The sequence below is a fragment of the Bosea sp. 29B genome (assembly GCF_902506165.1).
GTDB lineage: Bacteria > Pseudomonadota > Alphaproteobacteria > Rhizobiales > Beijerinckiaceae > Allobosea.
The window spans coordinates 5,221,355-5,242,847 of sequence record NZ_LR733817.1 but is presented as its reverse complement, the minus strand read 5'-3'; the positions used below and the strand labels follow the sequence as shown (position 1 = coordinate 5,242,847).

Here is a 21,493-nt window from a genome sequence, read left to right as displayed (position 1 = left end):
GAACGAGACCTCCTTCACCTCGCGGGCTGCAAGCCTGCGAAGCATGGGCGGTTGCCATGAACGATGCTCCCACTCTCGCGTCGCATGCGGACCATACCGGCACGGCCGGTCCGCGAGGCATCCTCGCAACCTGGCGCGAGCGGATTCGCGTCCGCTGGAAGCTGGCGCAGATGGCGCAGGAGAATCCGCATTTGCTCAAGGATATCGGCCTGACGAAACAGCGGGTCGAGATGGAGATCGCCAAGCCGTTCTGGCGGAGGTAGTGCGCTTGAACGATGTGGATCGAGGCGGCGGCTCCCGTCACCAACGGGTGTCGTTTGGGCTATCAATCGATCCGACGTAGTGGCCGACGACAGCAGGACAGCATGACCCTCGCCGAATACAACGCCTTCTGTGCTGCCCTGCCCGCGACCAGCCATGTCGTGCAATGGGGCGGCGCCGATGTCTGGAAGGTCGGCGGCAAGGTGTTCGCGCTCGGCCGCGACGATGCCGAAGGCGCTCTCTTCGTTTCGTTCAAATGCTCGCCTATCTCCTACGAGATGCTGCGCGACGCGCCCGGCTGCCGTCCGGCACCCTATCTTGCCTCGCGCGGGATGAAATGGATCCAGCGCTTCTCGGACGAGGGCCTGCCGGACGACGTCTTCCGCGACTATCTGCGCGAGAGCCACCGGCTGGTCGCGGCCGGGCTGACGCGGAAGATTCGGGTGGAGCTGGGGCTCAGCTGACTACCTCGTCATTCTCAGGCGAAGCGAAGCGCAGACCCGAGAATCTCATGACAAGAAGGCGCCATTCAGAGCTTCCTCCGGCCTGAGATGCTCGGGTCAAGCCCGAGCATGACGCGCGTTTCTTACACCGTCGCATCGCCCCTGAGCACGGGCACGCATCCGCCGCCGACGGTCGCGCGGATCTCACCGTCGACACGTCGCGCTGCGGCATGCAGCAGGCTCGGGCGGCCCATCTCGACGCCCTGGGTGATATCGAACGCCACGCTGTCCTTGTCGGAGAGCGAGAGGGTCAGTGCCGCCAGCGTCGCGCTGGCACTGCCGGTCGCGGGATCTTCCCAGGTGCCGGCGAGCGGCGCGAACATGCGGGCGCGAACCCTGTCGCCGTCCCAGGCGTAAAAGAAAATCGAAAGCCGCCCTTCAAGAGCCGGATTGGCCTGTTCGAGCCGGCGATAGGCGGCGATGTCCGGCGTCGCCCGTGTCAGTGCTTCCGGTGTGACCTCGACGAGGACGAACTTGACGCCGACCGAGGCCTGCTGTGGCGGATGGCGGCCGGTGAGGACATCCTGCGGGCTGAGCCCCGCGCAGGCGGCGATCGCATCAGGCGGCAGCTGGATGTCGAGCGAAAGTGCCTGCGGCGCGGCGATGGTCCCACCCGTCACCAGCCCGGCGGCATCGCGCGCAATGCGGACCTCGACGAGGCCCGCGATCTCCTCGAACAGCAGGACGCCATCGCGGTCGCGGCCATGGCCGGCGAGCACGCAGGCCGTGCCGACATTGGGATGGCCGGCGAAGGGCATCTCGGCGGTGCGATGGAAGATGCGGACGCGCGCTGTGTTGGCCGGATCGCTCGGCGGCAGCACGAAGGTCGTCTCGCTATAGTTCATCTCCGCCGCCAGCGCCTGCATCTCGGCATCTGAGAGGCCGCGCGCATCGGTGAAGACTGCGAGCTGGTTGCCGCCGAAACGGCGGTCGGTGAAAACGTCGACGGTTTCGAACGGATAGGACGGCATGGCGGTCTCCGGCAGCCTGATCAGGCGCGGAGACTGCCACCCGGTGCAGCGCCGGGGAAATCAGGATTCGGAATGCGACCGATCAAACGCTGACGGCTTCAGGCCCACCAGCGCTCACCGACCGGGAAGCGGCCGGCCGCCTCCTCGATCACCTGGCCGAGCGAGAACAGCGTCTCCTCGTCGAAAGGCCGGCCGATCAACTGCAGGCCGAGCGGCAGGCCCTGGCTGTCGAGGCCGGCCGGTACGGCGATGCCCGGCAGGCCGGCCATGTTCACCGTCACCGTGAAGACGTCGTTGAGATACATCTCGACCGGATCGGCCGAGCCCTTCTCGCCGATGCCGAAGGCGGAGGACGGCGTTGCCGGCGTCAGCACCGCGTCGATGCCCTGATCGTAGACAGCTTCAAAATCGCGCTTGATCAGCGTGCGCACCTTCTGGGCGCGCAGGTAATAGGCGTCGTAATAGCCCGAGGACAGCACATAGGTGCCGATCATGATGCGGCGCCTGACCTCGGCGCCGAAGCCGGCGGCACGGGTCTTCTCGTACATCTCGACGATGTCGCGGCCCTGCTCGCGCAGGCCGTAGCGGACGCCGTCATAGCGGGCGAGGTTGGACGAGGCCTCGGCCGGCGCGACGATGTAATAGGCCGGCAGCGCGTATTTCGAATGCGGCAGCGAGATCTCGACGATCTCGGCACCGGCAGCCCTCAGCCAGTCGATGCCCTGCTGCCAGAGCGCGTCGATCTCGGGGTTGAGACCCTCCAGGCGATACTCTTTGGGTATGCCGATCTTCATGCCCTTGATCGAGCGGCCGACAGCCGCCTCGTAGTTCGGCACGGGGCGGTCGACCGAGGTTGTATCCTTCGGGTCGTGCCCGGCCATGGAGCGCAGCATCACGGCGGTGTCGCGCACGGTCTTGCCGATCGGCCCGGCCTGGTCGAGCGAGGAGGCGAAGGCGACGATGCCCCAGCGTGAGCAGCGGCCATAGGTCGGCTTGATGCCGACCGTGCCGGTGAAGGCGGCGGGCTGGCGGATCGAGCCGCCGGTATCGGTCGCAGTCGCAGCGAGGCAGAGATGTGCGGCCACCGCCGCGGCCGAGCCACCGGACGAACCGCCGGGCACGAGATGATTGCCCTCGATCGCGCCGGCGGCCCCTGCCCCGACATTGGAGCCCTGGCGGCGCCAGGGATTGACCACCGGCCCGAAGGCCGAGCTCTCATTCGACGAGCCCATGGCGAACTCGTCATTGTTGAGCTTGCCGAGCATGACGGCGCCGTCGCGCCAGAGCTGCGACGAGACGGTCGACTCGTAGGGTGGAACGAAATTGCCGAGGATGCGCGAGCAGGCGGTGGTGCGCACGCCCTTGGTCGCGAACAGGTCCTTGATGCCGAGAGGCAGGCCTTCCAGCGGACCGGCCTCGCCCCGGGCCAGCTTATCGTCGGAGGCGGCGGCCTGCTTCAGCGCATGCTCGGGCGTCTCCAGCACATAAGCGTTGAGCGCGCGCGCCTGCTCGATGGCGGCGATATGCGCCTTGGCGAGCTCAGTGGCGGAGAACTGCTTGGCCTTCAGCCCGTCGCGGGCGTCAGTCAGGGTCAGGCGGGTGAGATCGGTCACGGGAAATATCCGTAAAACGTACAGGAACGGGTGATGAGGGTGAGCGGAGCGCGTCAGGCGCTCACTCGATCACCTTCGGCACCATGAAGTAGTCGTCCTCGGAGGCCGGCGCGTTGGCGACGATCTCGTCGGCGATCTCTCCGTCGGTCACGACGTCCTGGCGCTTCTTCATCACCATCGGCGTCACCGAGGTCATCGGCTCGACGCCTGTGACGTCGAGCTCGTTGAGCTGATCGACGAAGCCGAGGATGGCGTTGAGCTCGCCTTGCAGCTTCGGCACATCCGCATCATCGACGGCGATGCGCGAGAGATGCGCGACGCGTTTGACGGTGGCGGCGTCGACCGACATGGGCTGGCTCCTGCTGGGATCGGCGCAACGGCGCCGCAAATGGTTCGCCAGCGCTATAGCGCGCGGACCGCCAGTAAGTCAGCACTTACTTGCGGTCCGCTGGCTGCGTGCAGCTCACAACGATGGTGGCGTCAGACCGTGACCGCCTTGCCCTTCTCCGGCACCAGCGCCTCGACGCCGCTGCCCTTGAGCCCCTCGACGAAGATCGCCGCATCCTGGGCGATGATCGGGAAGGAGCCGTAATGGCAGGGGATGGCGAGCTTCGGCTTGACGAAGCGAGTCATCGCCAGCGCCGCCGTTTTGGCGCCCATGGTGAAGCGATCGCCGATCGGGCAGATGCAGGCTTCAACGCCGTGGATCTCGGCGAGCAGGGCCATATCCGAGAAGATGTCGGTATCGCCCATATGCCAGAGCGTCTTCTCGCCCGGCGCCTTGATGATCGCGCCGTTGGCGTTGCCGACCGGGACGGCCACCCCCGCTTCGCCCATGCCGGCCGAATGGTCGGCCCGGACGAGCGTCACCGAGAAGGCTCCGAGATCGACGGTGCCGCCGGTGTTCATCGGCTGGAACTTCTTCAGCCCCTTCGAGGCGAGGTGCATGCAGAGGTCGTAGTTGGTGATCACGGTCGCATCGTTCGCCGCAGCGATGGCGAGCGTATCGCCGACATGATCGCCATGGCCGTGAGTAATGACGATATGACTGACGCCCTTGCCAGCTGCTGCGACATCGCCCTCAAAGGCCGGATTGCCGGTGAAGAACGGGTCGATCAGGACCGAAGCGCCGGGCAGGTCGAGCCGAAAGGCCGAATGGCCGAACCAGGTGAGCTGCATGATGGTCTCCGCGAAAAGGCTGATGCGGCTGGGTATAGCGGCAGGTGCGCTCTCAATCGAGATGCGCCGTCGGATACAGATCATTCCAATCGGGGTTGGCGCGTTCGATCAGGTCGATCTTCCAGGAACGGCGCCAATGTTTGATCCGTTTCTCCTGTGCGATCGCGTCATTGGGATCAGCGTAAGACTCCGCGTAGACGAGCCGCGTTACGTGATAGCGCTGGGCGAACTCGGAACCTCGACCGTCGCGATGCTCTTCGATGCGTTTCGACAGAGAATTCGTCACGCCGACATACAATGTGCCATTCTTCTGACTCGCGAGAATGTAGAGCCACATGCCTATTTCCTGGTCGTCCCGGGCGGAGCGGCATAGCCGCGCAGACCCGGGACCCATGCCCGACGATAGCGAGACTAGCTTGATACCCAACAGCGGCGATCACAACTGGATCGGTGTTCTGGCATGGGTCCCGGGTCTCCCTGCAGTCGCCCGGGACGACCACTGTTTTCTGAGCGAGGAGCCATTCCATGACCGATGCAGCCACCCTCGCCCACCGGATCGCGCAGGGACGCGGCGACGAACCGGCCGACCTCGTGATCCGCGGCGCGCGACTGTTCGACCTCGTCTCGGGCGATCTCGTCCAGACCGACATCGCTCTCTGTGGGGATACGATCGTCGGCACCCATGGCCGCTATGAGGGCAAGGCGAGCTTCGACGCCCAAGGCCTGATCGCCGTCCCCGGCTTCATCGACACGCATCTGCATGTCGAATCCTCGCTGGTGACGCCGCTCGAGTTCGAGCGCTGCGTCCTGCCGCACGGCGTAACCACCGCGATCTGCGATCCGCACGAGATCTCCAACGTGCTGGGCGCCGAGGGCATCCGCTATTTCCTCGATTGCGCCGAGGCCATGCGCATGGATCTGCGCGTGCAGCTCTCGAGCTGCGTGCCGGCGACGCATCTGGAGACGGCGGGCGCTGCGCTGGAGGCTGCCGACCTCACCCCGTTCATGGACCATCCCAAGGTGATCGGCCTCGCTGAATTCATGAACTTCCCCGGCGTGCTGCATCGCGATCCCGGCTGCCTCGCCAAGCTCGAAGCCTTCTCGCACCGGCATATCGACGGCCATGCGCCGCTGGTGCGCGGGCTCGATCTCAACGGCTATCTCGCCGCCGGCATCCGCACCGACCACGAGACCACGACCGCCGAGGAAGCCCGCGAGAAGCTCGCCAAGGGCATGGCGATCCTGATCCGCGAGGGCTCGGTCTCGAAGGACCTGCATGCGCTGATCCCGCTGATCAGCCGCGACGCCTCACCCTTCCTCGCCTTCTGCACCGACGACCGCAATCCGCTCGATATCGCTGAGGAAGGTCATCTCGACTACATGATCCGCACCGCGATCGCGCATGGTGCGGATGTGCTCGCGACCTATCGCATTGCGAGCCTCTCGGCGGCGCGGAACTTCGGGCTGTTTGACCGCGGCTTCATCGGCCCCGGCAAGCGCGCCGACATCGTGCTGGTCGACGATCTCGCCGCTTGCCGTGTCAGGCAGGTCTTCGCTGGTGGCAGGCTGGTCGAAGACGCGTTGTTCGCTGACAGGAAGGCGGTAGCGCCGGTCGGCCTCGCCAGCGTGCGCAGCCGCAAGCTTGCGGCGGAGGATTTTGCGGTTAAGGCGCGCGACGGCGAGACTCCGGTGATCGGTGTCGTGCCGGGCAGGATCATCACCGAGCGTCTTTCGATGCGCCTGCCGACGCAGGACGGCCTGGCCCTGCCCGATCTCGATCAGGACGCGGTCAAGGTCACGGTGATCGAGCGCCATGGTCGCAATGGTGGAATTGCTTCAGGCTTCGTCCATGGCTTCGGCATGAAGCACGGCGCCATCGCCTCGTCGGTCGGGCATGACAGCCATAACCTCTGCGTCGTCGGCGTCGACGATGCCTCGATGGCGGCGGCGGCCAACCGGTTGATCGAGACCGGCGGCGGCTTCGCGGTTGCCGATGGCGGCAAAGTCGTGGCCGAGCTGGCGTTGCCCGTTGCCGGGCTGATGAGCGACCAGCCCTTCGAGGCGGTGCGGCATGGGTTGGAAGGCTTGCGCGCGGCGGCGAAGGCGCTCGGCGTCGTGTTGGCCGAGCCCTTCCTGCAGGTCGCCTTCCTGACCTTGCCGGTGATCCCGCATCTCAAGATCACCGACAAAGGCCTTGTCGATGTTGATCGATTCGATTTCGTCTAGCCGCGGTTGAACAGCTCGCTGCAGCGCGAGAACGAGAGGAACATCCCGCCGGTGTCACGGCTGATCCGGATCGACTCGATCAGGCCCTGCGCGTCGGCGGCGATCTGGGCCTCGCAGACATAGTTGACGCGCAGCGGCGGCTGATAGGTCACCGTCGTCGTGGTGCTGCGGCGGCCGTCGAGCGTCTGCGTCGGAACGCGCCGCGTCTGGTAGCTGCCGGGCCTGACGATGCTCGCTTCGCCCCCACGCCAGGTGTAGATTTGGCCGCCGCTATCGCGCGGAAAGCTCGAAATCGGCGGACCGTTGGCGACGAAGAAGGAATCGGCGCTTTCGCCAACCCAGTCGCTGCGCATGGTCTGGGCCGCCTGCTCCGTCGTCTGACAGCCGGCCAGCAACGCCGCGGCACATGCGGCGATGAGCATGGTCTTCATAGTCCCCCCAAGCAATATCCACGCGGACGGATCGTCGGCCGCGCCACGTCGTGGATAGCTCCGGGATTCTTCAATTTTCGCGAGAGAGTCCGCTAAAAATCGCGGCATTATTCCCTTGCGTCATGCGGTCTGCCGCGGCTTTGAGATTCAGAGAGCGACCTCGATCCCCTCCGCCCGCGCCTTGGCCCGCAAACCGTAGCGCCGCATGCCCGGCAGGCGCGTGCCCGGCTGCTCTTCGATCGCATGGGTCAGCAGCTTCATCCGCTCGGCGAACCAGTTGCCGCCCATGCTCGCCGGATCGATAGCAAGGATGAGCTGGCCGGTATCGGGCGGGCCGCCCTGGTCATCGAGGAAGGACGAGGCCTGGAAGGCGAAATGGGTGCCGACCAGCGCCGCGGCGAGGATCTCGACCATCATGGCGAGCGTTGCACCCTTGGCATCGCCGAGCGGCACCATGGTGCCGGCGATCGCCGCCGCCGGGTCGGTGGTCGGCTTGCCGGCGGCATCGAGCGCCCAGCCCTCCGGGATCGGCTCGCCCTTCTGCTTGGCGGCGACGATCGGGCCGCGCGCCACCTTGGACAGGGCCATGTCGATCACCAGCGGCTCGCGGCCGGCCAGCGGCGCGGCAAACGCGATCGGATTGGTACCGAAGACCGGCTTGGCGCCGCCCCAGGGCGCCATCGCGCCAGGCGTGTTGGCAAAGAGCAATGCGACGAGCCCCTGCTCGGCCAACCGCTCGACATGCAGGCCGGCGGCACCACAATGGTTGGAGCGGCGGATCGGCGCGGCGGCGATGCCCTGCCTGCGGGCGATCTCGGGCAGTTCGATCACGGCGAGGTCGATCGCCGGATAGGCGAAGCCGTGGGCAGCGTCGATCGCCAGCACGCCGGGCTTGGGCTGGCGCGCGATCGGCACGGCCTGGCCGTCGATCTTGCCGGAGCGCAGCATGGAAATGTAGGTCGGCACGCGCGACAGGCCATGGCCCTTGAGCCCGTCCGCCTCGGCCATGACCAGCGCCAGCGCGACGGACGCCGCATTGGCGGGCGAGGCGCCGGCCTCGATGAAGAGATCCGCGACCTTCTGCTCGGCCGCTTCCAGCGAGAGCTTCGTCATGCCCAGCCCTCCAGCGCCGCCATGACCCGCTCGGCGACGAGCCCGGAGACGCGACCGTTCGATTCCACCGTATTGCCAGCGATGTGCGGCGTCAGGATCAAGTTGGGCGTGCCGGCGAAGAGTTTTGCGCCATCGGCCTTGAGTGGCTCCTGCTCGAAGACGTCGAGCGCCGCGCCGCCGAGACGGCCACCCTTCAACGCCGCGACCAGCGCTGCCTCGTCCATGATGCCGCCGCGCGCCGCATTGATCAGGATCGCGTCGGGCTTCATTTTGGCGAAGGCGGCCTCGCCGATCAGCCCGCGCGTTTCCGGCGTCAGCGGCAGATGGATCGAGATCACGTCCGAGGTCGAAAGCAGCGCGTCGAGCTCAAGCTTCTCTATACCCTGCCAGGCATCGCCAGCCGGGACATAGGGGTCATAAGCCGCAACGGTCATGCCGAGCGCCCTCGCATGCCGTGCCGCATCGCGCGCGATCGCGCCGAAGCCGACGAGGCCCATGCGCTTTCCGGCGATCTCGCGGCCGATCAGCTTCGTCTTCGGGAACTCGCCGGCGATCATCGCCGCATTGGCGAAATAGGCGCCGCGCAGCAGCGTCATCGCCGTGCCGATCACGTACTCGACCACCGACAGGCTGTTGGCGCCGGTGGCCGGGAAGACCTGGATGCCACGCGCCGCGCAGGTCTCCATGTCGATATTGTCGAGCCCGACGCCGAGCCGGCCGATGACCTTGAGGTTCTTCGCACCGGCCAGCAGCGCGCCGCGAACCTGCGTCTGGTTGCGCACGATCAGCGCCGGGATGTCCGTCACCAGCCGCGCGAGCTCGTCCGGCTTGCCGAAGAGGTCGGGGTCATGGTGCACGCTGTAGCGCGCCTTCAGCGCCGCCACCGCCGCCTCGTCCATGAATTCGGTGATGACGATGTCGGTCATGGCTCTTTCCGCTGTGACGATAAATCAGCCGAGCAGGATGATCCCGCTCGTGGCGACGACAAGGATGACGAGGCTTGTGCCGGTGACCACGGCAAGATGCCGCCAGCCGAGCCGGGCCATCGCCGCGATCGAGGTTCCCAAGCCAAGCGCCGCGATCGCGATCAGCAGGCCCCAGCGCGAGATTTCGAGCAGGATGTCGCGGATCGGCAGGTAGACGCTGGCGAGCCCTGCCTGCGTGCTCAGTACACTGTTGACCAGGCACAGGACCAGGAAGACGAAGGCGAAGACCGGGACCGGGACCTTGGCATCGCCATGGGTCTCGCCATGGCGGGTCAGCCACCAGCCGACGATCAGCACCGCGGGCAGCAGCAGGAAGACCCGGAACAGCTTGACGATGACAGCCGCGTTAGCGGCCTCGTCCGAGACGGCCTGGCCGGCGCCGACGACCTGCGCGACGTCATGGATGGTCGCGCCGAGCATGATGCCGGTCTGCTGCTGCGAGAGGCCGAGCCAGACGCAGAGCAGCGGATAGGCCAGCATCGCGATCGTCGAGAGCACGTTCATCGCGATCACGGTGAAGGCGGTGTCGGCGGCCTTGTTGCGGTAGTCGGGCACGACAGTCGAGGTGGCAAGCGCGGCCGAGGCACCGCAGACCGCGGTGGCGACGCCGCCGAGCGCACCGACGCCGGGCTCGCGGCCAAGCAGGCGCGCCAGCACGAAGCCGGTGACGACGGTCGCGGTCATCGCGACGACGACCAGCAAGGCGGTGCTCAGACCGAGCGCGATGATGTCGCCCAGCGCGACCCGCAAGCCGAGCAGCGCGATCGCCCAGCGCAGCAGCTTCTTGACGCAGAAGGTCATGCCGGGCTCGAAGCGCCTGGTATTGGCGATCGGGTGCAGCATCATGCCGATCACCAGCGCGATGACGACGGCCGGAATGCCGACGCGCCCGCCAGCGAGCTGCTTCACAACAGGCTCGGCCAGGACGGAGGCGATCGCCACCACCGCCGACAGGGCGATGCCCGGTGCGAGCCGGCCGAGTCCGTTCGTCAGGCGCAAAGTGGCCGTTTCGGTCATGATTGCAGTTCGATCCGATACATCAGCCGCTCCTCCGGCCCGTAGAACGGAGCGACGAAGCTTTCAACGAAACGCCCGCCAGTCTTCTCGATGACCCGCCGCGAGGCCGCATTGCCGGCATCGCAGGTGATCTTCAGGAATGGCAGGCCGATACTACGCGCCTCGACGAGCACCGCCGCCAGGGCCGCGCTGGCATAGCCGCGCCCGGCATGCTCCGGCAGGATGGTGTAGCCGACATGGCCGAGCACATGCGGCGGCAGCTCGGTGACCGGCTTGCCGGCCGCGTCCTCCTGCCAGCGCAGATTGATGCTGCCGACGAAGGGGCGGTCAGGCCGATCGGTCGCGATGATCCAGCGGATCATGTCCGGCAGGCGCGCGACCTCGCTGCCGTCATGCAGGCGGATCGTGCCGCCGCGGTTGTTCAGCCCAGCGACGAAGGCGTCCGGATCGGCCGCGATCGCCGCCAGCTGTTCGGGCGCGACATTGCGCATCGTGTTCGGGGACCAGCCCGCTTCCAGGGCACGGACATAGGCGGGCAACACGTCCCGTCCCGGCGCATGCAGTGAAACGAGCTTGGAAACGATTCCGTCCGACACTTTTGCCTCGTCGCGCCCGGAGACGCAGTTCCTCAGGCGCTGCGATATAGCTTGGTCATCGAGAACTCGCGATGGCCGAGCGCTTCGGCTGCCGTGAGGCGGCCATTCGCGGTGCGCACGATGTTCTCGATCAACGCGTCGCCGGCCTGCGGGATGGTGAGGTCGCGGCGCAGGATGCCGGAGACGTCGACGTCGATGTGCTCGGGCATGGTGCGCATGGTCTTCGGGTTACCGGTGATCTTGATGACCGGGACGATCGGATTGCCGATGACGTTGCCCTGTCCGGTCGGGAAGGTGTGCACGACATAGCCGCCCGCCGCCATCAAGGTCACGCACTCGGCCGCGGCCGAGGAGGTGTCCATATAGTAGAGGCCCGGCCCCTTTTCCGGCGCCTGCGCCGGCTCCAGGATGTCGATGAACTTGCACTCGCGGCCGATCTTCTCGAGGTTGCCGAGCGCCTTCTCCTCGATCGTGGTCAGGCCGCCGGCGATGTTGCCCTTGGTCGGCTGCGAATCGGAGAGGTCGTCGGTCTTGTGGGCCTCGATGACGTCGTCCTGATAGGCCTTCCACATCTTGTACCAGCGCTCGCCGACCTCCGGCGTCGCGGCGCGGGCCTTGCAGAGATGCTCGGCGCCAGTGATCTCGGAGGTCTCGCCGAAGACGCCGTAGACGCCGCGCGGGATCCACTTGTCGTACATGTTGCCGACCGTCGGGCAGGAAGACAGGCCCGTGGTGGTGTCCGATTCACCGCACTTGGTCGAGACCCAGAGCTCCTCGATGCCGCATTTCACGCGCTGGAGCTCGGTCGCCCACTGCACGAACTCCTTGGCGACATAAGAAGCCTTGGCGATGGTGGCGATGTCGCCATGGCCCTCGATGCCGAAGCCGACCACCGGCTTGCCGGTCTTGGCGATGCCGTCGACGACGCGCTTGGTCCAGCCGTCCTCGATGCCGATGACGATGACGGCAGCGACGTTCGGGTTCGAGCCGGTGCCGATCAGGGTGCGGAAATGGATATCCAAATCCTCGCCGAACTGCAGGCGGCCATAGGCATGCGGGATCGCCAGCGTGCCCTTGATGTTGTTGGCGACGGCTTCGCAGGCGGCGTTGGACAGATCGTCGAGCGGCAGCAGCAGCACATGGTTGCGCACGCCGACGCGATCGTTCTCGCGGCGCCAGCCCATGAAGGAATCGAGGCTGCGGCCGGTCGGGCGCTTGACGAAGGGCGTCTTGAACTCGGGCGCCTCGATCTTGCGGCCCTTCACCCGGGCGAGCTTGCCTTTGACGAGGTCGAAATTGGCGACGATGGAGGACATTGGCGTTTCCTGGACGTTGGGGCTCGACCTACCGGGAGCCCTGGAATCGGAATGGACGAAGGCCGGTGCTCACCAGCGCTTGGTCTTGGCGTTGTGGACGTGGAGGTGCTCGCCCTTGCCCACGTCAGCGACGGCCTTGCCGATGTCCTGGCCGTATTTCCAGATCGTATCGCCCTTCTTGATGTCCTTGAGCGCGACCTTGTGGCCGATCGGGATGTCCATCTTGGCGGCGAGGCGGAAGTCCGAATTGTCGTGCGTGACGACACAGAGCATGTCGGTCCCGGCCTTCAGGCCCTCGACGACGACGACACCGACCGTGTCCTTCTTCTCATGCACCAGCAGATGCGGCTTGCTCATGGCTGATATCCCTGACCGTTTCCCGTGATCTTCTCGTCGCGACCCATTTGCGAAATCGGGCTCGACGCGGCTGCGTCCAAGTCTTATATAAGACATATGAGTGTGCACAAGCTCGAAATCACAGGGCAGCCTCGCGAGCCCGATACACCGGAGACGCTGGGCTTCCGGCCGCTCTACCGCCAGGTGAAGGCGATCTTCGTGCGCAGGCTTATGGACGGTGTCTGGGCCCCCGGCGCGATTCTGCCGAGCGAGGGACAGCTTGCCGCCGAGATCGGCGTCAGCCAGGGCACGGTGCGCAAGGCGCTCGACGAGCTTGCCGCCGAGAACCTCGTCGTGCGGCGCCAGGGGCGTGGCACCTTCGTCGCCGAGCATGACGAGCGCCGCATCCTGTTCCAGTTCTTCAAGCTGGCGCCGGACCAGGGGGCGCCGCGTTTTCCCGACAGCGTCGTGCTCTCGGTGACGACTACTTTCGCCGACGAAGCCGAGCGCGCAGCTCTCGACCTCGCCGAGGGCGCCGTCGTCATTCGCATCCGGCGGCAGCGCTCCTTCGACGGTGCGCCGCTGATCGTCGAGACGGTCAGCCTGCCGCAGCTGCTCTTCCCGGGGCTGGAGAACGGGCCGATCCCGAACAATCTCTACAGCCTGTATGCGGGGCACTACGGCATCACCATCGCCAATGCGCGCGAGCGGCTGAAGGCGGTGGCGCTCTCGGCGGAGGATGCTGCAGCGCTCGGAGCTTCGGCTGGCGAACCGGCCCTGCAGATCGACCGTATCGCCTTGTCGCTCGACGGCACGCCCGTCGAGCACAGGCTCAGCCTGTGTCTGACCCAGGAGGTTCACTACCTGTCGGACCTGCGCTGACCCGTCCCCGCGCCAAGCTTGCTCGAGCACAAATCGTCTGTATCGGCGCAAGATCAGTTTGTTGCCGTAGATTCCTAAAGTTTCGCTCGAAATCGAGCGAACCAAACTCGGGGACCGAGAGCCACGAGATTTCGACCAAGCCGACGCAGAGCGGCCGCCCTACTGGAGGAAACGAATGATCGCGCATATCCGTAGATTCCTCATGACGCGCCGCGGCGCCCTCGTTGGGCTGGCCCTGCTGGGCCTGGGCGCACCTGCCCTGGCTCAAGGCTTCCCGACCAAACCCATCACCCTGATCGTGCCCTTTGCCGCCGGTGGCCCCAGCGACGTGATAGCCCGCCTGCTCGGCGAGCATATGGGCCGCACGCTCGGCCAGCAGGTCATCGTCGAGAACATCGCTGGCGCAGGCGGCACGGCCGGCGCCAAGCGCCTCGTCGCGGCCGAGCCGGACGGGCACACCCTGCTGATCCACCACCTCGCGCTCGCGGCAGCGCCGGCGCTCTACAGCAATCTCGGCTACGACACGCAGACCGCCTTCGCATCGGTCGGGCTCGTGAACACCGGGCCGATGGTCATCGCGGGCAAGCTCGCGCTGCCCCCGGTCGACGGAAAGGCCTTCTTCCCCTACGCCAAACAGCAGGCCGAGAAGCTCACCGTCGCGCATGCCGGCGTCGGCTCGAACGCGCATCTGTGCGCGGTGCTGATCTCGCAGGCTCTGGGCGTCAAGCTCGCCCAGGTCGCCTATCGCGGCACCGGGCCGGCGATGAACGACCTCGTCGGTGGCCAGGTCGACGTGCTCTGCGACCAGTCGACCACGGCGGTGCCGCAAATCCAGTCCGACAAGATCCGCGCCTATGCGGTGACCTCGCCGGAGCGGCTCGGCGTGCTGCCGAAGGTCCCGACCTCGCGTGAGGCCGGCACCGAGATCGACATGACGATCTGGCACGGGCTCTACGCCCCGAAGGGCACGCCGACCGCGGCACTCGACAAGCTCAACGGCGCTCTGCAGGCCGCGCTGAAGGATCCGGCCGTGCTCGAGCGCTTCAAGTCGGTCGGCACCAGCGCCTTCCCGACGGCTGAATGGACGCGCGAGGCCCATGCCAAGCGCTTCGCCGCCGAGGTCGCCAAATGGGGAACGGCGCTGAAGGCCGCCGGACTGACGCCGCAGAACGCCAACTAGAGCATTGCGCGAAAAAGTGGGAACCGGTTTTTCGCAAGAGCAATGCTCTAAACTTTTAGAATCGATCACGATTTTCGCATTTTGACCCTTCAGTCAAAATGCGTCGCGATCGAGCGCTGGCTGGGCCGCTCGCCTCCGCGGGCGGCCCATGCTACCGGCGGTGGATGAGCAATCTCGTCGCCCTGGACCACTTCCTCGCTCTGCCCGAGCACGCACGCCTGCTCGGGCTGGACCTAGGCACCAAGACGATCGGGCTTGCCCTGTCGGATGTCGAACGCCGGATCGCGACGCCGCTGGAGACGATCCAGCGCATCAAGTTCCGCCAGGATGCCGTGGCTTTGCTGAAAGTCGCGGACAAGCATGCGATCGCCGGGCTGGTGATCGGCCTGCCGCTCAACATGGACGGAACGGAAGGCCCGCGGGTCCAGTCGACCCGCGCCTTCGTGCGCAATCTCGCGCCGCTGACGGCGCTGCCGATCGTGTTCTGGGACGAGCGGATGTCGACGCTCGCGGTCACCCGCACGCTACTCGACGCCGACGCCTCACGCGCCCGGCGCGCGGCTGTCGTCGACAAGATGGCAGCCGCCTACATCCTGCAAGGCGCACTCGACCGGCTCGGCCGCCTCACGGCCGATGCGGGCGAGCCGGAGGAGGACGACTACGGAATGACGTAGCCGCGCTTGATAGCCTTCTTCTGCGCGTCGCGATGGTTCTTGATCGCCCGCTTCTGGTCGTCGATGCTCATGCCGGCGAGCGGATTGTTGGGATTGGGGCCGCGCCGATAGCCACCGCCGTCCTGGCCATAGCGCCGGTCGTCGCGCCCATGGCCGCGATCGTCGCGACCATAGCCCCTGTCGCGGCGGCCCTGATCGTAACTATTGTCATAGCCCCGGTCATAGCCGCGGCGACGGCCGTAGCCGTCATCGGAATAGTACTGGGCCATTGCCGCGCCGGAGCAGAGCGCCGCCAGGGCGACCGCGCCGCAGCCGGACAGCAGTGTCTTGAGCGAGGGTTTCATCGTCTTTCTCCAAGGTCGGCAAGGCGACGGCCCGGGGATCGGAGCCGCGAGCTCCCGTAGGCCATAAAAAGGGCCGCTCCGTCATCCGACAGGAGCGACCCTTGGAGCCTAGGCGCCAGGCGTTCAGAATTGATTAAGGCTGTTTATCCTGGTCGGCGTTCAGCGATAGCTGCCGCCGGCCGGGTCGCGGATGTTGTCGGGGTAGTAATAGCGCGGCGCATAGTAGCGGCGCGGCGCCACATAGACCGGCTCGTCATAGTAGCCGTCATCATAGCCGTAGACCGGCTCGGCATAGGCCGGGCGGCTGGCAGCGATCGCCGCCGCACCGAGGAGGCCGAGGCCGACACCGGCCGCGATCGCTGCGCCGCGATTGCCGCCCCGCCAGCCGCGACGATAGTACTGCGAGTAGTCGACTTGCGCCGCATCGAGGCGGCTCTTGTCGAAGCCGACCGGGCGGGTCTCGCCCGCCATGACGGGCGTCAGGCCCGCTGCCAGAACGCTGCCGGTGACGGCGAGCGTCACGAGGAAACGGCTCTTTCCGAAAGCTGACATGGCATTCTCCTTCTCGGCGGGTCCCCGCCTTGACGCCCGATTTAGCTCGCTCCGGTTGAACCGGGCCTGAACCAATCGCGGCGAAATTGCGACTGGAGATCAACCCGCCAATCCGGAAAGTGTTCCTTTCAAGAAAATAATTACACGCAGTGATTGCATTTCTGGAAATCGAGTAGCAAGGATAGCTTCGTCGAACACCGGTTCGTTTCCCAGATTTAATGCGGCCACAGGGGTGGGCGGGATGAGGAAAGCACCATCACGGCGAATCAAGGAGGATAAAATCTATCGGGATGACAATCGCTTGCCTCAAGTTTCCCGTATCGGCCGCAGCGCCTCGGCCTCGCCCGGTCCGTACAGCATGGACGCGCTGGCGCGCATGCAATTGGAGGTTGCATCCTATATCGAAGAGATCACCATCGAGCTCGGTGCGATGGCCCGGGCGGCGCAACTCAGCAGCCTCGCCTATTTCGTCGAAATGACGCGGCTTGAGGCTGCGATCAATCGACGGACCTGCCAATTGCAGCTCGGCGACGCGGGGGATCCCGACAGTTCGCCCTAAGATCAGGTTTTGCAGATTATTAAACTATAGGTTGCAAAAATAAGATTCAGCAACCTAACGGGAGTGCCCGATGCCGGCTTCTCCGACGACCACCTACCCTCGCAGCGCCCCTCTCTCCTCGCAAGGCCTGTACCGCCACGGCGAACCGGAGGCTCTGGCCTTGCAGCTTCTGGCCGAGAAACGAGCCCGTTAACGCGATCTGCAGCGCGATGTCGCCGTAAAGGCGGCGAATATGCTCGCCGAACTTGGCAACCAGGCTCGAGCCGCCGATCTCGACCTGCTGGTGACCTTCCTCGAGCTTGCGGCGGCGGAGGCCGAGCGCGAGCGCAGCCGCTGGGGCGACGCGGCGGGCTGACCGTCTCGCCGCCAGGGTCATGTCGATCGCGAAAGAGCGCCGCCAGCGTGGCGCTGCACCATGCCTTCCAGTTCCAGCTCCAGCAGGATGCGGCTGACCTCGCGCACAGGATGACCGCTGGCGCGAACGAGATCGTCCACCGCTATTGGCGTGGCGCCGATCAGATCGAGCAGGCGTCGGCGGGGAGCATCTTCGATGTGTCCCTCCTGCGACATGGGCTCGCGTTCGAGCTCGAGCTTCGGGGCCGGCAGGACCTCAGGCAGATCGAGCTCGTCCCAGAGCGCTTCCTTCCGGCGCTCCGGTCCGGTTTCCTCGCGCGCCAGAATGGGTACGGACCCGAACAGATCGCCCTGCCGGAGCATCGGCGCCAGCACGTCGACGACATGCGCCGTCTCGGCACAAAGGATCGCGCCTTCGCGAATCAGGTGATTGCCTCCCTCGGCGCGAGGATCGAGCGGCGAGCCTGGAACCGCAAAGACCTGACGGCCCTGCTCATTGGCGAAGCGAGCGGTGATCAGCGAGCCGGATTTGCGCGCGGCCTCGACGACCACCGTTCCCAAAGCCAGCCCCGAGACGAGCCGATTGCGCCTTGGGAAATCGCGCCCGCGCGGCACCCAGCCGAGCGGCATCTCGCTCAGCGCCGCGCCACGCTCGTGGATGCGCCCGAGCAAAGGGATGTTCTGCGGCGGATAGACCTCATCGAGCCCGCCGGCCAGCACGGCGATCGTGCCGCTCTCCAGGCTCGCCTGATGCGCGGCCGTGTCGATGCCGCGAGCCAGCCCGGAGACGACGACGAAGCCGGCCTCACCCAGTTCCCGCGCGAGCGTCGCGGTGAACTTCAGCCCGGCAGCAGAAGCGTTGCGCGAGCCGACCAGGGCGACGCAGGGGCGCCCCAGCACCGTCGGGTCGCCTTCGATCGCGATCAGCGGCGGAGCCGAATCGATCGCCTGCAGCGGCACCGGATAGGCAGCTTCGCCGAGCGCGATCAGATGGGCGCCACGCCGGCGCAGCGCCTCGAACTCCCGCTCGGCCTCAGCAAGCGTGCACAGCCTGAGCGCTCGGCCGGCCTGTCGGCCGAGCTCCGGCAAGGCGTCCAGTGCGCCGGCCGCACCGCCGAAGCGGTTGACCAAGGTGCGGAAGGTGCGCGGACCGATGCTCTCGCTGCGGATCAGTCGGAGCCAGTCGAGGCGTTGCCGGTCGTCGAGAGCGAAACCGGCCATCGCCATTCAGCCCTTCTGTCCGATCTTGCCCTCGCGGCCGGCGAGTAGCCTCGCGATGTTCTCGCGATGCATGAACCAGAGCAATAGCGCGAGGATCGCCATCAGCCCGGCCATCTGGACGTCGCGCACCCAGAACCAGAGCAGCAGCGGCGTCAGTAGGCTGGCGATCAGGGCCGAGAACGAGGAGTACTTGCTCAGATAGGCGATACTGAGCCAGACCGCCACGAAGATCAGTGCGATCGACCATTTCAGTCCGATCAGGATGCCGAGGAAGGTCGCGACGCCCTTGCCGCCCTTGAAGCGCAGCCAGACCGGAAAGAGATGGCCGAGAAAGGCGCCGAGGCCGGCAGCCAGCGCCGCGTTCTTGCCGCCCAGCAACCAGCCGGCAAGCAGGACCGCAGCCGTGCCTTTCAACATGTCGCCGAGCAGCGTCAGTGCCGCCAGCTTCTTGTTGCCGGTGCGCAGGACATTGGTCGCGCCGATATTGCCGGAGCCGATCGTGCGCAGGTCCGGACCGCCGCTCAGCCGGGTCAGGATGATACCGAACGGAATCGAGCCGAGGAGATAGCCGAGGACGAGCGCGGCGAGCCCTATCGGGCTCGGATACGCCCAAGCGAACGCCTCAGCCATGCAACTTCCCCTGCCCGTCTAGGCCCAAGCTTACGCGGGTTCGCCGCGATAGACTACCCGGCCGCCGACCCAGGTCGCCTGCACCAACCCCTGCAGGCGCGCCTCGTCGAAGGGCGAATTCTTGGCACGGGATTTCAGCTTGCGCTTGTCGACGACGAAGGGTGCGTCGATGTCGATCAAGGCGAGATCGGCCGGTGTGCCAACGGCCAGTCGACCGCAGCCCAAGCCCAGCAGTTCGGCAGGCCGGCTCGACAGAGCGGCGAACAGCGAGGCAAGGCCGATCTGCTCGCCATGATAGAGCCTGAGCGCGGCCGGGAGCAGCGTCTCGATGCCGAGCGCGCCGTTGGCGGCCTCGGCGAAGGGCTGGCGCTTGGTCTCGACATCCTGCGGATCGTGATCGGAAACGATCACGTCGACCAGGCCCTCGGTCACCGCCGCGATCATCGCCAGCCGCTCATCCTCGTGCCGCAGCGGCGGCGAGACCTTGCAGAAGGTGCGGTACTCGCCGACGTCGTTCTCGTTCAGGCAAAGATTGTTGATTGAGACGCCGCAGGTGACGGAAAGCCCGTCCTCCTTGGCCCGGCGGATCAGATCGAGCGAATCCGAGCAGGAGATCATGGCGGCGTGGTAGCGGGCTCCGCTGGCCCGGGCGAGGCGCAGGTCGCGCTCCAGCATCACCGTCTCGGCCTCGTGCGGGATGCCCGGCAGGCCCTTGCGGCTGGCGAATTCGCCCTCGTTCATCACGCCGTCGCCGCGCAGGTCGGGATCCTCGACATGGTTCATCAGCAGCGCGTCGAAATCGCGGGCGTAGATCATGGCGCGGCGCATGACCTGCGGGTTGCGCACGCCGTTGGCGCCGTCGCTGAAGGCGACCGCGCCGGCTTCGAGCAGCAGGCCGAACTCGGTGATCTCCTTGCCGGCCAACCGCTTGGTCAGCGCTGCTGCCGGCAGGACGTTGACGATCGCCTTGTCGCGGGCACGACGCTTGATGAAATCGATGACGGAGGGATCGTCGATCGGCGGATCGGTGTCGGGGCGGCAGATCACGGTGGTGACGCCGCCGGCCGCGGCGGCTTGCGAGCCGGTCCCGAGCGTCTCGCGGAATTCGGCACCGGGCTCGCCCAGGAAGGCGCGCAGGTCGACGAGACCGGGCGCCAGTACGAGGCCTTGGCCATCCTCGACCGCGATATCGGCCGGCAGTTCCGGGCGGTCGCCACCCCAATGGACATCCGCGATCACGCCGTCGCGGATCAGGACGCTGCCGACGCCCTCGCGGCCGGAGGCTGGATCGACCAGTCGCGCGCCGAGGATCGCACAGCCGCTATTCTGCTCGCTGCTGTCAGCCATCGCTACGCTCGACTCCGTTTGCGCGCTCGCGGCGCTGCGTGAAGACATAATGCCAGAACCCGACCAGTCCCCAGATGCCGATGCACAGGAGCGCGCCGAGCAGCACGATCAGCCAGGTCCAGGCGGAGCGCGGCTCGGCATAGACGAAGCCGGCTACGACCACGAGATAGAGTCCGACGAAGACAATCCGAGCCCGGCGCATCTGTCGCAGCAGCCAGGCGAGGAAGAGCTCCATCCGGCTCAGCCATTCGGGAGATGCTGCGCAAGCGCATCGAGCACCGCCATGCGCACGGCGACGCCCATCTCGACCTGCTCACGGATTAGCGACTGGGCGCCGTCCGCCACCTCGGACGAGATTTCGACGCCGCGGTTCATCGGGCCGGGGTGCATGACGAGCGCGTCCGGCGCCGCCAGCGAGAGCTTGTCGCGATCGAGCCCGAAATAGCGGAAATATTCCTTCGAGGACGGCACGAAGGCGCCGTTCATACGCTCGAGCTGGAGCCGCAGCATCATGACGATATCGACGCCCTCCAGCCCCTTCTTCATGTCGCGGAAGACCTCGACGCCCATGCGCTCGACACCGGCCGGCAGCAGAGTCGAAGGCGCAATCAGGCGGACCTTGGCGCCAAGGGCGTTGAGTAGGATGATGTTGGAGCGGGCGACGCGCGAATGGACGATGTCGCCGCAGATCGCGACGGTCAGCCCGGCGATCCGGCCCTTGTTGCGGCGGATGGTCAGGGCGTCGAGCAGCGCCTGTGTCGGGTGCTCATGGGCGCCGTCGCCGGCGTTGACGACCGAGCAGTCGACCTTGCGGGCGAGCAGATTGACCGCGCCGGCGGCGTGGTGACGCACGACCAGGATGTCCGGCCGCATCGCGTTCAGCGTCGCGGCGGTGTCGATCAGCGTCTCGCCCTTCTTCACCGAGGAGGAGCTGACCGACATGTTCATCACATCGGCGCCCAGACGTTTGCCCGCGAGCTCGAACGAGGCCTGCGTCCGTGTCGACGGTTCGAAGAACAGGTTGATCTGGGTGCGGCCGCGCAGCGTCGCCGTCTTCTTCTCGATCTGGCGCGAGAGCGCGACATAGGTCTCGGCGCGCTCGAGCAGCGCCTCGATATCCAAATGGGACAGCCCCTCGATCCCGAGGAGGTGCCGGTGCGGATAGAGCGGTACGGTCGATGTCATTTGAAGACCGCTGTTTA

General features: G+C 66.4%; 27 protein-coding genes. 8 read left to right on the top strand and 19 right to left on the bottom strand.

Features of this window, described 5'->3' with window-relative positions:
• The first annotated feature begins 56 nt into the window (after nt 1–56).
• Together GV161_RS25390 and GV161_RS25385 are read left to right on the top strand one after the other, a co-directional pair.
• Nucleotides 57–263 (top strand): DUF1127 domain-containing protein, encoded by a 207-nt coding sequence (locus GV161_RS25390; RefSeq protein ID WP_152014670.1) that lies wholly within the window; start codon nt 57–59, stop codon nt 261–263.
• A gap of 102 nt (nt 264–365) precedes the next feature.
• Nucleotides 366–725, top strand: a complete 360-nt coding sequence (locus GV161_RS25385; RefSeq protein ID WP_152014669.1) for an MmcQ/YjbR family DNA-binding protein — start codon at nt 366–368, stop codon at nt 723–725.
• A 122-nt stretch (nt 726–847) separates the two neighbouring features.
• Here GV161_RS25385 and GV161_RS25380 read toward each other — a convergent pair whose 3' ends face one another.
• The 5 genes from GV161_RS25380 to GV161_RS25360 all read right to left on the bottom strand — a co-directional run bounded on the left by GV161_RS25380 (nt 848) and on the right by GV161_RS25360 (nt 4,864).
• Entirely contained in the window at nt 848–1,735 is an 888-nt protein-coding gene (locus GV161_RS25380; RefSeq protein ID WP_152014668.1) for a PhzF family phenazine biosynthesis protein, read from the bottom strand.
• Nucleotides 1,736–1,833: 98 nt separating this feature from the next.
• Complete coding sequence (gene gatA / locus GV161_RS25375; protein WP_152014667.1) at nt 1,834–3,348, bottom strand: Asp-tRNA(Asn)/Glu-tRNA(Gln) amidotransferase subunit GatA; 1,515 nt, start codon at nt 3,346–3,348, stop codon at nt 1,834–1,836.
• A gap of 61 nt (nt 3,349–3,409) precedes the next feature.
• A complete protein-coding gene (gatC, locus tag GV161_RS25370; protein WP_152014666.1) occupies nt 3,410–3,697 on the bottom strand; it encodes an Asp-tRNA(Asn)/Glu-tRNA(Gln) amidotransferase subunit GatC in 288 nt (95 codons plus the stop codon).
• 131 nt (nt 3,698–3,828) lie between these two features.
• The gene (locus GV161_RS25365) at nt 3,829–4,527 is read right to left on the bottom strand and encodes a metal-dependent hydrolase (RefSeq protein WP_152014665.1); all 699 of its coding nucleotides are present in this window, start codon (nt 4,525–4,527) and stop codon (nt 3,829–3,831) included.
• Between the two features lie 52 nt (nt 4,528–4,579).
• Entirely contained in the window at nt 4,580–4,864 is a 285-nt protein-coding gene (locus GV161_RS25360; RefSeq protein WP_152014664.1) for a GIY-YIG nuclease family protein, read from the bottom strand.
• A 188-nt stretch (nt 4,865–5,052) separates the two neighbouring features.
• Here GV161_RS25360 and ade point away from each other — a divergent pair, with 188 nt between their 5' ends.
• On the top strand, nt 5,053–6,753 hold the full coding sequence (gene ade, locus GV161_RS25355; RefSeq protein WP_152014663.1) for an adenine deaminase: 1,701 nt from the start codon (nt 5,053–5,055) through the stop codon (nt 6,751–6,753).
• On the opposite strand, the gene GV161_RS25350 is transcribed toward ade, so the two are convergent.
• The 7 genes from GV161_RS25350 to GV161_RS25320 all read right to left on the bottom strand — a co-directional run bounded on the left by GV161_RS25350 (nt 6,750) and on the right by GV161_RS25320 (nt 12,569).
• On the bottom strand, nt 6,750–7,184 hold the full coding sequence (locus GV161_RS25350) for a hypothetical protein (RefSeq protein ID WP_152014662.1): 435 nt from the start codon (nt 7,182–7,184) through the stop codon (nt 6,750–6,752). The two genes, ade and GV161_RS25350, sit on opposite strands and share 4 nt — an antisense overlap.
• A gap of 147 nt (nt 7,185–7,331) precedes the next feature.
• Nucleotides 7,332–8,297 carry an Ldh family oxidoreductase gene (locus GV161_RS25345; protein WP_152014661.1) on the bottom strand — a complete coding sequence of 322 codons (966 nt, stop codon included), beginning with the start codon at nt 8,295–8,297 and terminating at the stop codon, nt 7,332–7,334.
• Nucleotides 8,294–9,223: a hydroxyacid dehydrogenase gene (locus GV161_RS25340; protein ID WP_152014660.1), complete on the bottom strand. Its 930-nt coding sequence runs from the start codon at nt 9,221–9,223 to the stop codon at nt 8,294–8,296. Before GV161_RS25340 ends, GV161_RS25345 begins: the two co-directional genes overlap by 4 nt.
• A 24-nt stretch (nt 9,224–9,247) precedes the next feature.
• On the bottom strand, nt 9,248–10,300 hold the full coding sequence (locus tag GV161_RS25335; protein ID WP_152014659.1) for a putative sulfate exporter family transporter: 1,053 nt from the start codon (nt 10,298–10,300) through the stop codon (nt 9,248–9,250).
• Nucleotides 10,297–10,896, bottom strand: a complete 600-nt coding sequence (locus tag GV161_RS25330; RefSeq protein WP_244624077.1) for a GNAT family N-acetyltransferase — start codon at nt 10,894–10,896, stop codon at nt 10,297–10,299. Before GV161_RS25330 ends, GV161_RS25335 begins: the two co-directional genes overlap by 4 nt.
• A gap of 32 nt (nt 10,897–10,928) precedes the next feature.
• Nucleotides 10,929–12,080 (bottom strand): UxaA family hydrolase, encoded by a 1,152-nt coding sequence (locus GV161_RS25325; protein WP_152014963.1) that lies wholly within the window; start codon nt 12,078–12,080, stop codon nt 10,929–10,931.
• Between the two features lie 201 nt (nt 12,081–12,281).
• Nucleotides 12,282–12,569, bottom strand: a complete 288-nt coding sequence (locus GV161_RS25320) for a UxaA family hydrolase (RefSeq protein ID WP_152014658.1) — start codon at nt 12,567–12,569, stop codon at nt 12,282–12,284.
• 102 nt (nt 12,570–12,671) lie between these two features.
• Between GV161_RS25320 and GV161_RS25315 the strand changes: the two genes are divergently transcribed.
• The 3 genes from GV161_RS25315 (at nt 12,672) to ruvX (ending at nt 15,284) form a co-directional block, all read left to right on the top strand.
• Nucleotides 12,672–13,430 carry a GntR family transcriptional regulator gene (locus GV161_RS25315; protein ID WP_244624076.1) on the top strand — a complete coding sequence of 253 codons (759 nt, stop codon included), beginning with the start codon at nt 12,672–12,674 and terminating at the stop codon, nt 13,428–13,430.
• 202 nt (nt 13,431–13,632) lie between these two features.
• Nucleotides 13,633–14,610, top strand: coding sequence for a tripartite tricarboxylate transporter substrate-binding protein (locus GV161_RS25310; RefSeq protein WP_152014962.1), 978 nt, complete (start codon nt 13,633–13,635; stop codon nt 14,608–14,610).
• Between the two features lie 164 nt (nt 14,611–14,774).
• A complete protein-coding gene (ruvX, locus tag GV161_RS25305; RefSeq protein WP_152014656.1) occupies nt 14,775–15,284 on the top strand; it encodes a Holliday junction resolvase RuvX in 510 nt (169 codons plus the stop codon).
• Here ruvX and GV161_RS25300 read toward each other — a convergent pair.
• Together GV161_RS25300 and GV161_RS25295 are read right to left on the bottom strand one after the other, a co-directional pair.
• On the bottom strand, nt 15,269–15,628 hold the full coding sequence (locus GV161_RS25300; protein ID WP_152014655.1) for a DUF5320 domain-containing protein: 360 nt from the start codon (nt 15,626–15,628) through the stop codon (nt 15,269–15,271). The genes ruvX and GV161_RS25300 overlap by 16 nt on opposite strands.
• 159 nt (nt 15,629–15,787) lie before the next feature.
• Complete coding sequence (locus tag GV161_RS25295) at nt 15,788–16,180, bottom strand: hypothetical protein (protein ID WP_152014654.1); 393 nt, start codon at nt 16,178–16,180, stop codon at nt 15,788–15,790.
• A gap of 241 nt (nt 16,181–16,421) precedes the next feature.
• Here GV161_RS25295 and GV161_RS25290 point away from each other — a divergent pair, with 241 nt between their 5' ends.
• Nucleotides 16,422–16,739: a hypothetical protein gene (locus GV161_RS25290; RefSeq protein ID WP_152014653.1), complete on the top strand. Its 318-nt coding sequence runs from the start codon at nt 16,422–16,424 to the stop codon at nt 16,737–16,739.
• 232 nt (nt 16,740–16,971) lie between these two features.
• Nucleotides 16,972–17,094 (top strand): hypothetical protein, encoded by a 123-nt coding sequence (locus GV161_RS31385; RefSeq protein WP_280179046.1) that lies wholly within the window; start codon nt 16,972–16,974, stop codon nt 17,092–17,094.
• Nucleotides 17,095–17,111: 17 nt separating this feature from the next.
• Here the strand turns inward: GV161_RS31385 and dprA are convergent, their stop codons facing one another.
• Genes dprA through GV161_RS25265 form a run of 5 tightly spaced genes read right to left on the bottom strand, consistent with a single transcriptional unit; the run spans nt 17,112 to nt 21,476 of the window.
• Entirely contained in the window at nt 17,112–18,320 is a 1,209-nt protein-coding gene (gene dprA, locus GV161_RS25285; RefSeq protein ID WP_152014652.1) for a DNA-processing protein DprA, read from the bottom strand.
• A complete protein-coding gene (gene plsY / locus GV161_RS25280; protein WP_152014651.1) occupies nt 18,321–18,944 on the bottom strand; it encodes a glycerol-3-phosphate 1-O-acyltransferase PlsY in 624 nt (207 codons plus the stop codon).
• 30 nt (nt 18,945–18,974) lie between these two features.
• Nucleotides 18,975–20,291: a dihydroorotase gene (gene pyrC, locus GV161_RS25275; RefSeq protein ID WP_152014650.1), complete on the bottom strand. Its 1,317-nt coding sequence runs from the start codon at nt 20,289–20,291 to the stop codon at nt 18,975–18,977.
• Nucleotides 20,284–20,526: a hypothetical protein gene (locus GV161_RS25270; protein WP_152014649.1), complete on the bottom strand. Its 243-nt coding sequence runs from the start codon at nt 20,524–20,526 to the stop codon at nt 20,284–20,286. The genes pyrC and GV161_RS25270 overlap by 8 nt, the downstream gene beginning before the upstream one ends.
• Before the next feature lie 5 nt (nt 20,527–20,531).
• Nucleotides 20,532–21,476 carry an aspartate carbamoyltransferase catalytic subunit gene (locus GV161_RS25265; RefSeq protein WP_152014648.1) on the bottom strand — a complete coding sequence of 315 codons (945 nt, stop codon included), beginning with the start codon at nt 21,474–21,476 and terminating at the stop codon, nt 20,532–20,534.
• Nucleotides 21,477–21,493: the final 17 nt, after the last annotated feature.

Bases quoted from the DNA above. Each gene is read 5' to 3' on its own strand.
- GV161_RS25390 (WP_152014670.1), top strand. From the start codon at position 57: ATGAACGATGCTCCCACTCTCGCGTCGCATGCGGACCATACCGGCACG.
- GV161_RS25385 (WP_152014669.1), top strand. From the start codon at position 366: ATGACCCTCGCCGAATACAACGCCTTCTGTGCTGCCCTGCCCGCGACC.
- GV161_RS25380 (WP_152014668.1), bottom strand. From the start codon at position 1,735: ATGCCGTCCTATCCGTTCGAAACCGTCGACGTTTTCACCGACCGCCGT.
- gatC (WP_152014666.1), bottom strand. From the start codon at position 3,697: ATGTCGGTCGACGCCGCCACCGTCAAACGCGTCGCGCATCTCTCGCGC.
- GV161_RS25365 (WP_152014665.1), bottom strand. From the start codon at position 4,527: ATGCAGCTCACCTGGTTCGGCCATTCGGCCTTTCGGCTCGACCTGCCC.
- GV161_RS25360 (WP_152014664.1), bottom strand. From the start codon at position 4,864: ATGTGGCTCTACATTCTCGCGAGTCAGAAGAATGGCACATTGTATGTC.
- ade (WP_152014663.1), top strand. From the start codon at position 5,053: ATGACCGATGCAGCCACCCTCGCCCACCGGATCGCGCAGGGACGCGGC.
- GV161_RS25350 (WP_152014662.1), bottom strand. From the start codon at position 7,184: ATGAAGACCATGCTCATCGCCGCATGTGCCGCGGCGTTGCTGGCCGGC.
- GV161_RS25345 (WP_152014661.1), bottom strand. From the start codon at position 8,297: ATGACGAAGCTCTCGCTGGAAGCGGCCGAGCAGAAGGTCGCGGATCTC.
- GV161_RS25340 (WP_152014660.1), bottom strand. From the start codon at position 9,223: ATGACCGACATCGTCATCACCGAATTCATGGACGAGGCGGCGGTGGCG.
- GV161_RS25335 (WP_152014659.1), bottom strand. From the start codon at position 10,300: ATGACCGAAACGGCCACTTTGCGCCTGACGAACGGACTCGGCCGGCTC.
- GV161_RS25325 (WP_152014963.1), bottom strand. From the start codon at position 12,080: ATGGGCTGGCGCCGCGAGAACGATCGCGTCGGCGTGCGCAACCATGTG.
- GV161_RS25320 (WP_152014658.1), bottom strand. From the start codon at position 12,569: ATGAGCAAGCCGCATCTGCTGGTGCATGAGAAGAAGGACACGGTCGGT.
- GV161_RS25310 (WP_152014962.1), top strand. From the start codon at position 13,633: ATGACGCGCCGCGGCGCCCTCGTTGGGCTGGCCCTGCTGGGCCTGGGC.
- ruvX (WP_152014656.1), top strand. From the start codon at position 14,775: ATGAGCAATCTCGTCGCCCTGGACCACTTCCTCGCTCTGCCCGAGCAC.
- GV161_RS25300 (WP_152014655.1), bottom strand. From the start codon at position 15,628: ATGAAACCCTCGCTCAAGACACTGCTGTCCGGCTGCGGCGCGGTCGCC.
- GV161_RS25295 (WP_152014654.1), bottom strand. From the start codon at position 16,180: ATGTCAGCTTTCGGAAAGAGCCGTTTCCTCGTGACGCTCGCCGTCACC.
- GV161_RS25290 (WP_152014653.1), top strand. From the start codon at position 16,422: ATGAGGAAAGCACCATCACGGCGAATCAAGGAGGATAAAATCTATCGG.
- GV161_RS31385 (WP_280179046.1), top strand. From the start codon at position 16,972: ATGCTCGCCGAACTTGGCAACCAGGCTCGAGCCGCCGATCTCGACCTG.
- dprA (WP_152014652.1), bottom strand. From the start codon at position 18,320: ATGGCGATGGCCGGTTTCGCTCTCGACGACCGGCAACGCCTCGACTGG.
- plsY (WP_152014651.1), bottom strand. From the start codon at position 18,944: ATGGCTGAGGCGTTCGCTTGGGCGTATCCGAGCCCGATAGGGCTCGCC.
- pyrC (WP_152014650.1), bottom strand. From the start codon at position 20,291: ATGGCTGACAGCAGCGAGCAGAATAGCGGCTGTGCGATCCTCGGCGCG.
- GV161_RS25270 (WP_152014649.1), bottom strand. From the start codon at position 20,526: ATGGAGCTCTTCCTCGCCTGGCTGCTGCGACAGATGCGCCGGGCTCGG.
- GV161_RS25265 (WP_152014648.1), bottom strand. From the start codon at position 21,476: ATGACATCGACCGTACCGCTCTATCCGCACCGGCACCTCCTCGGGATC.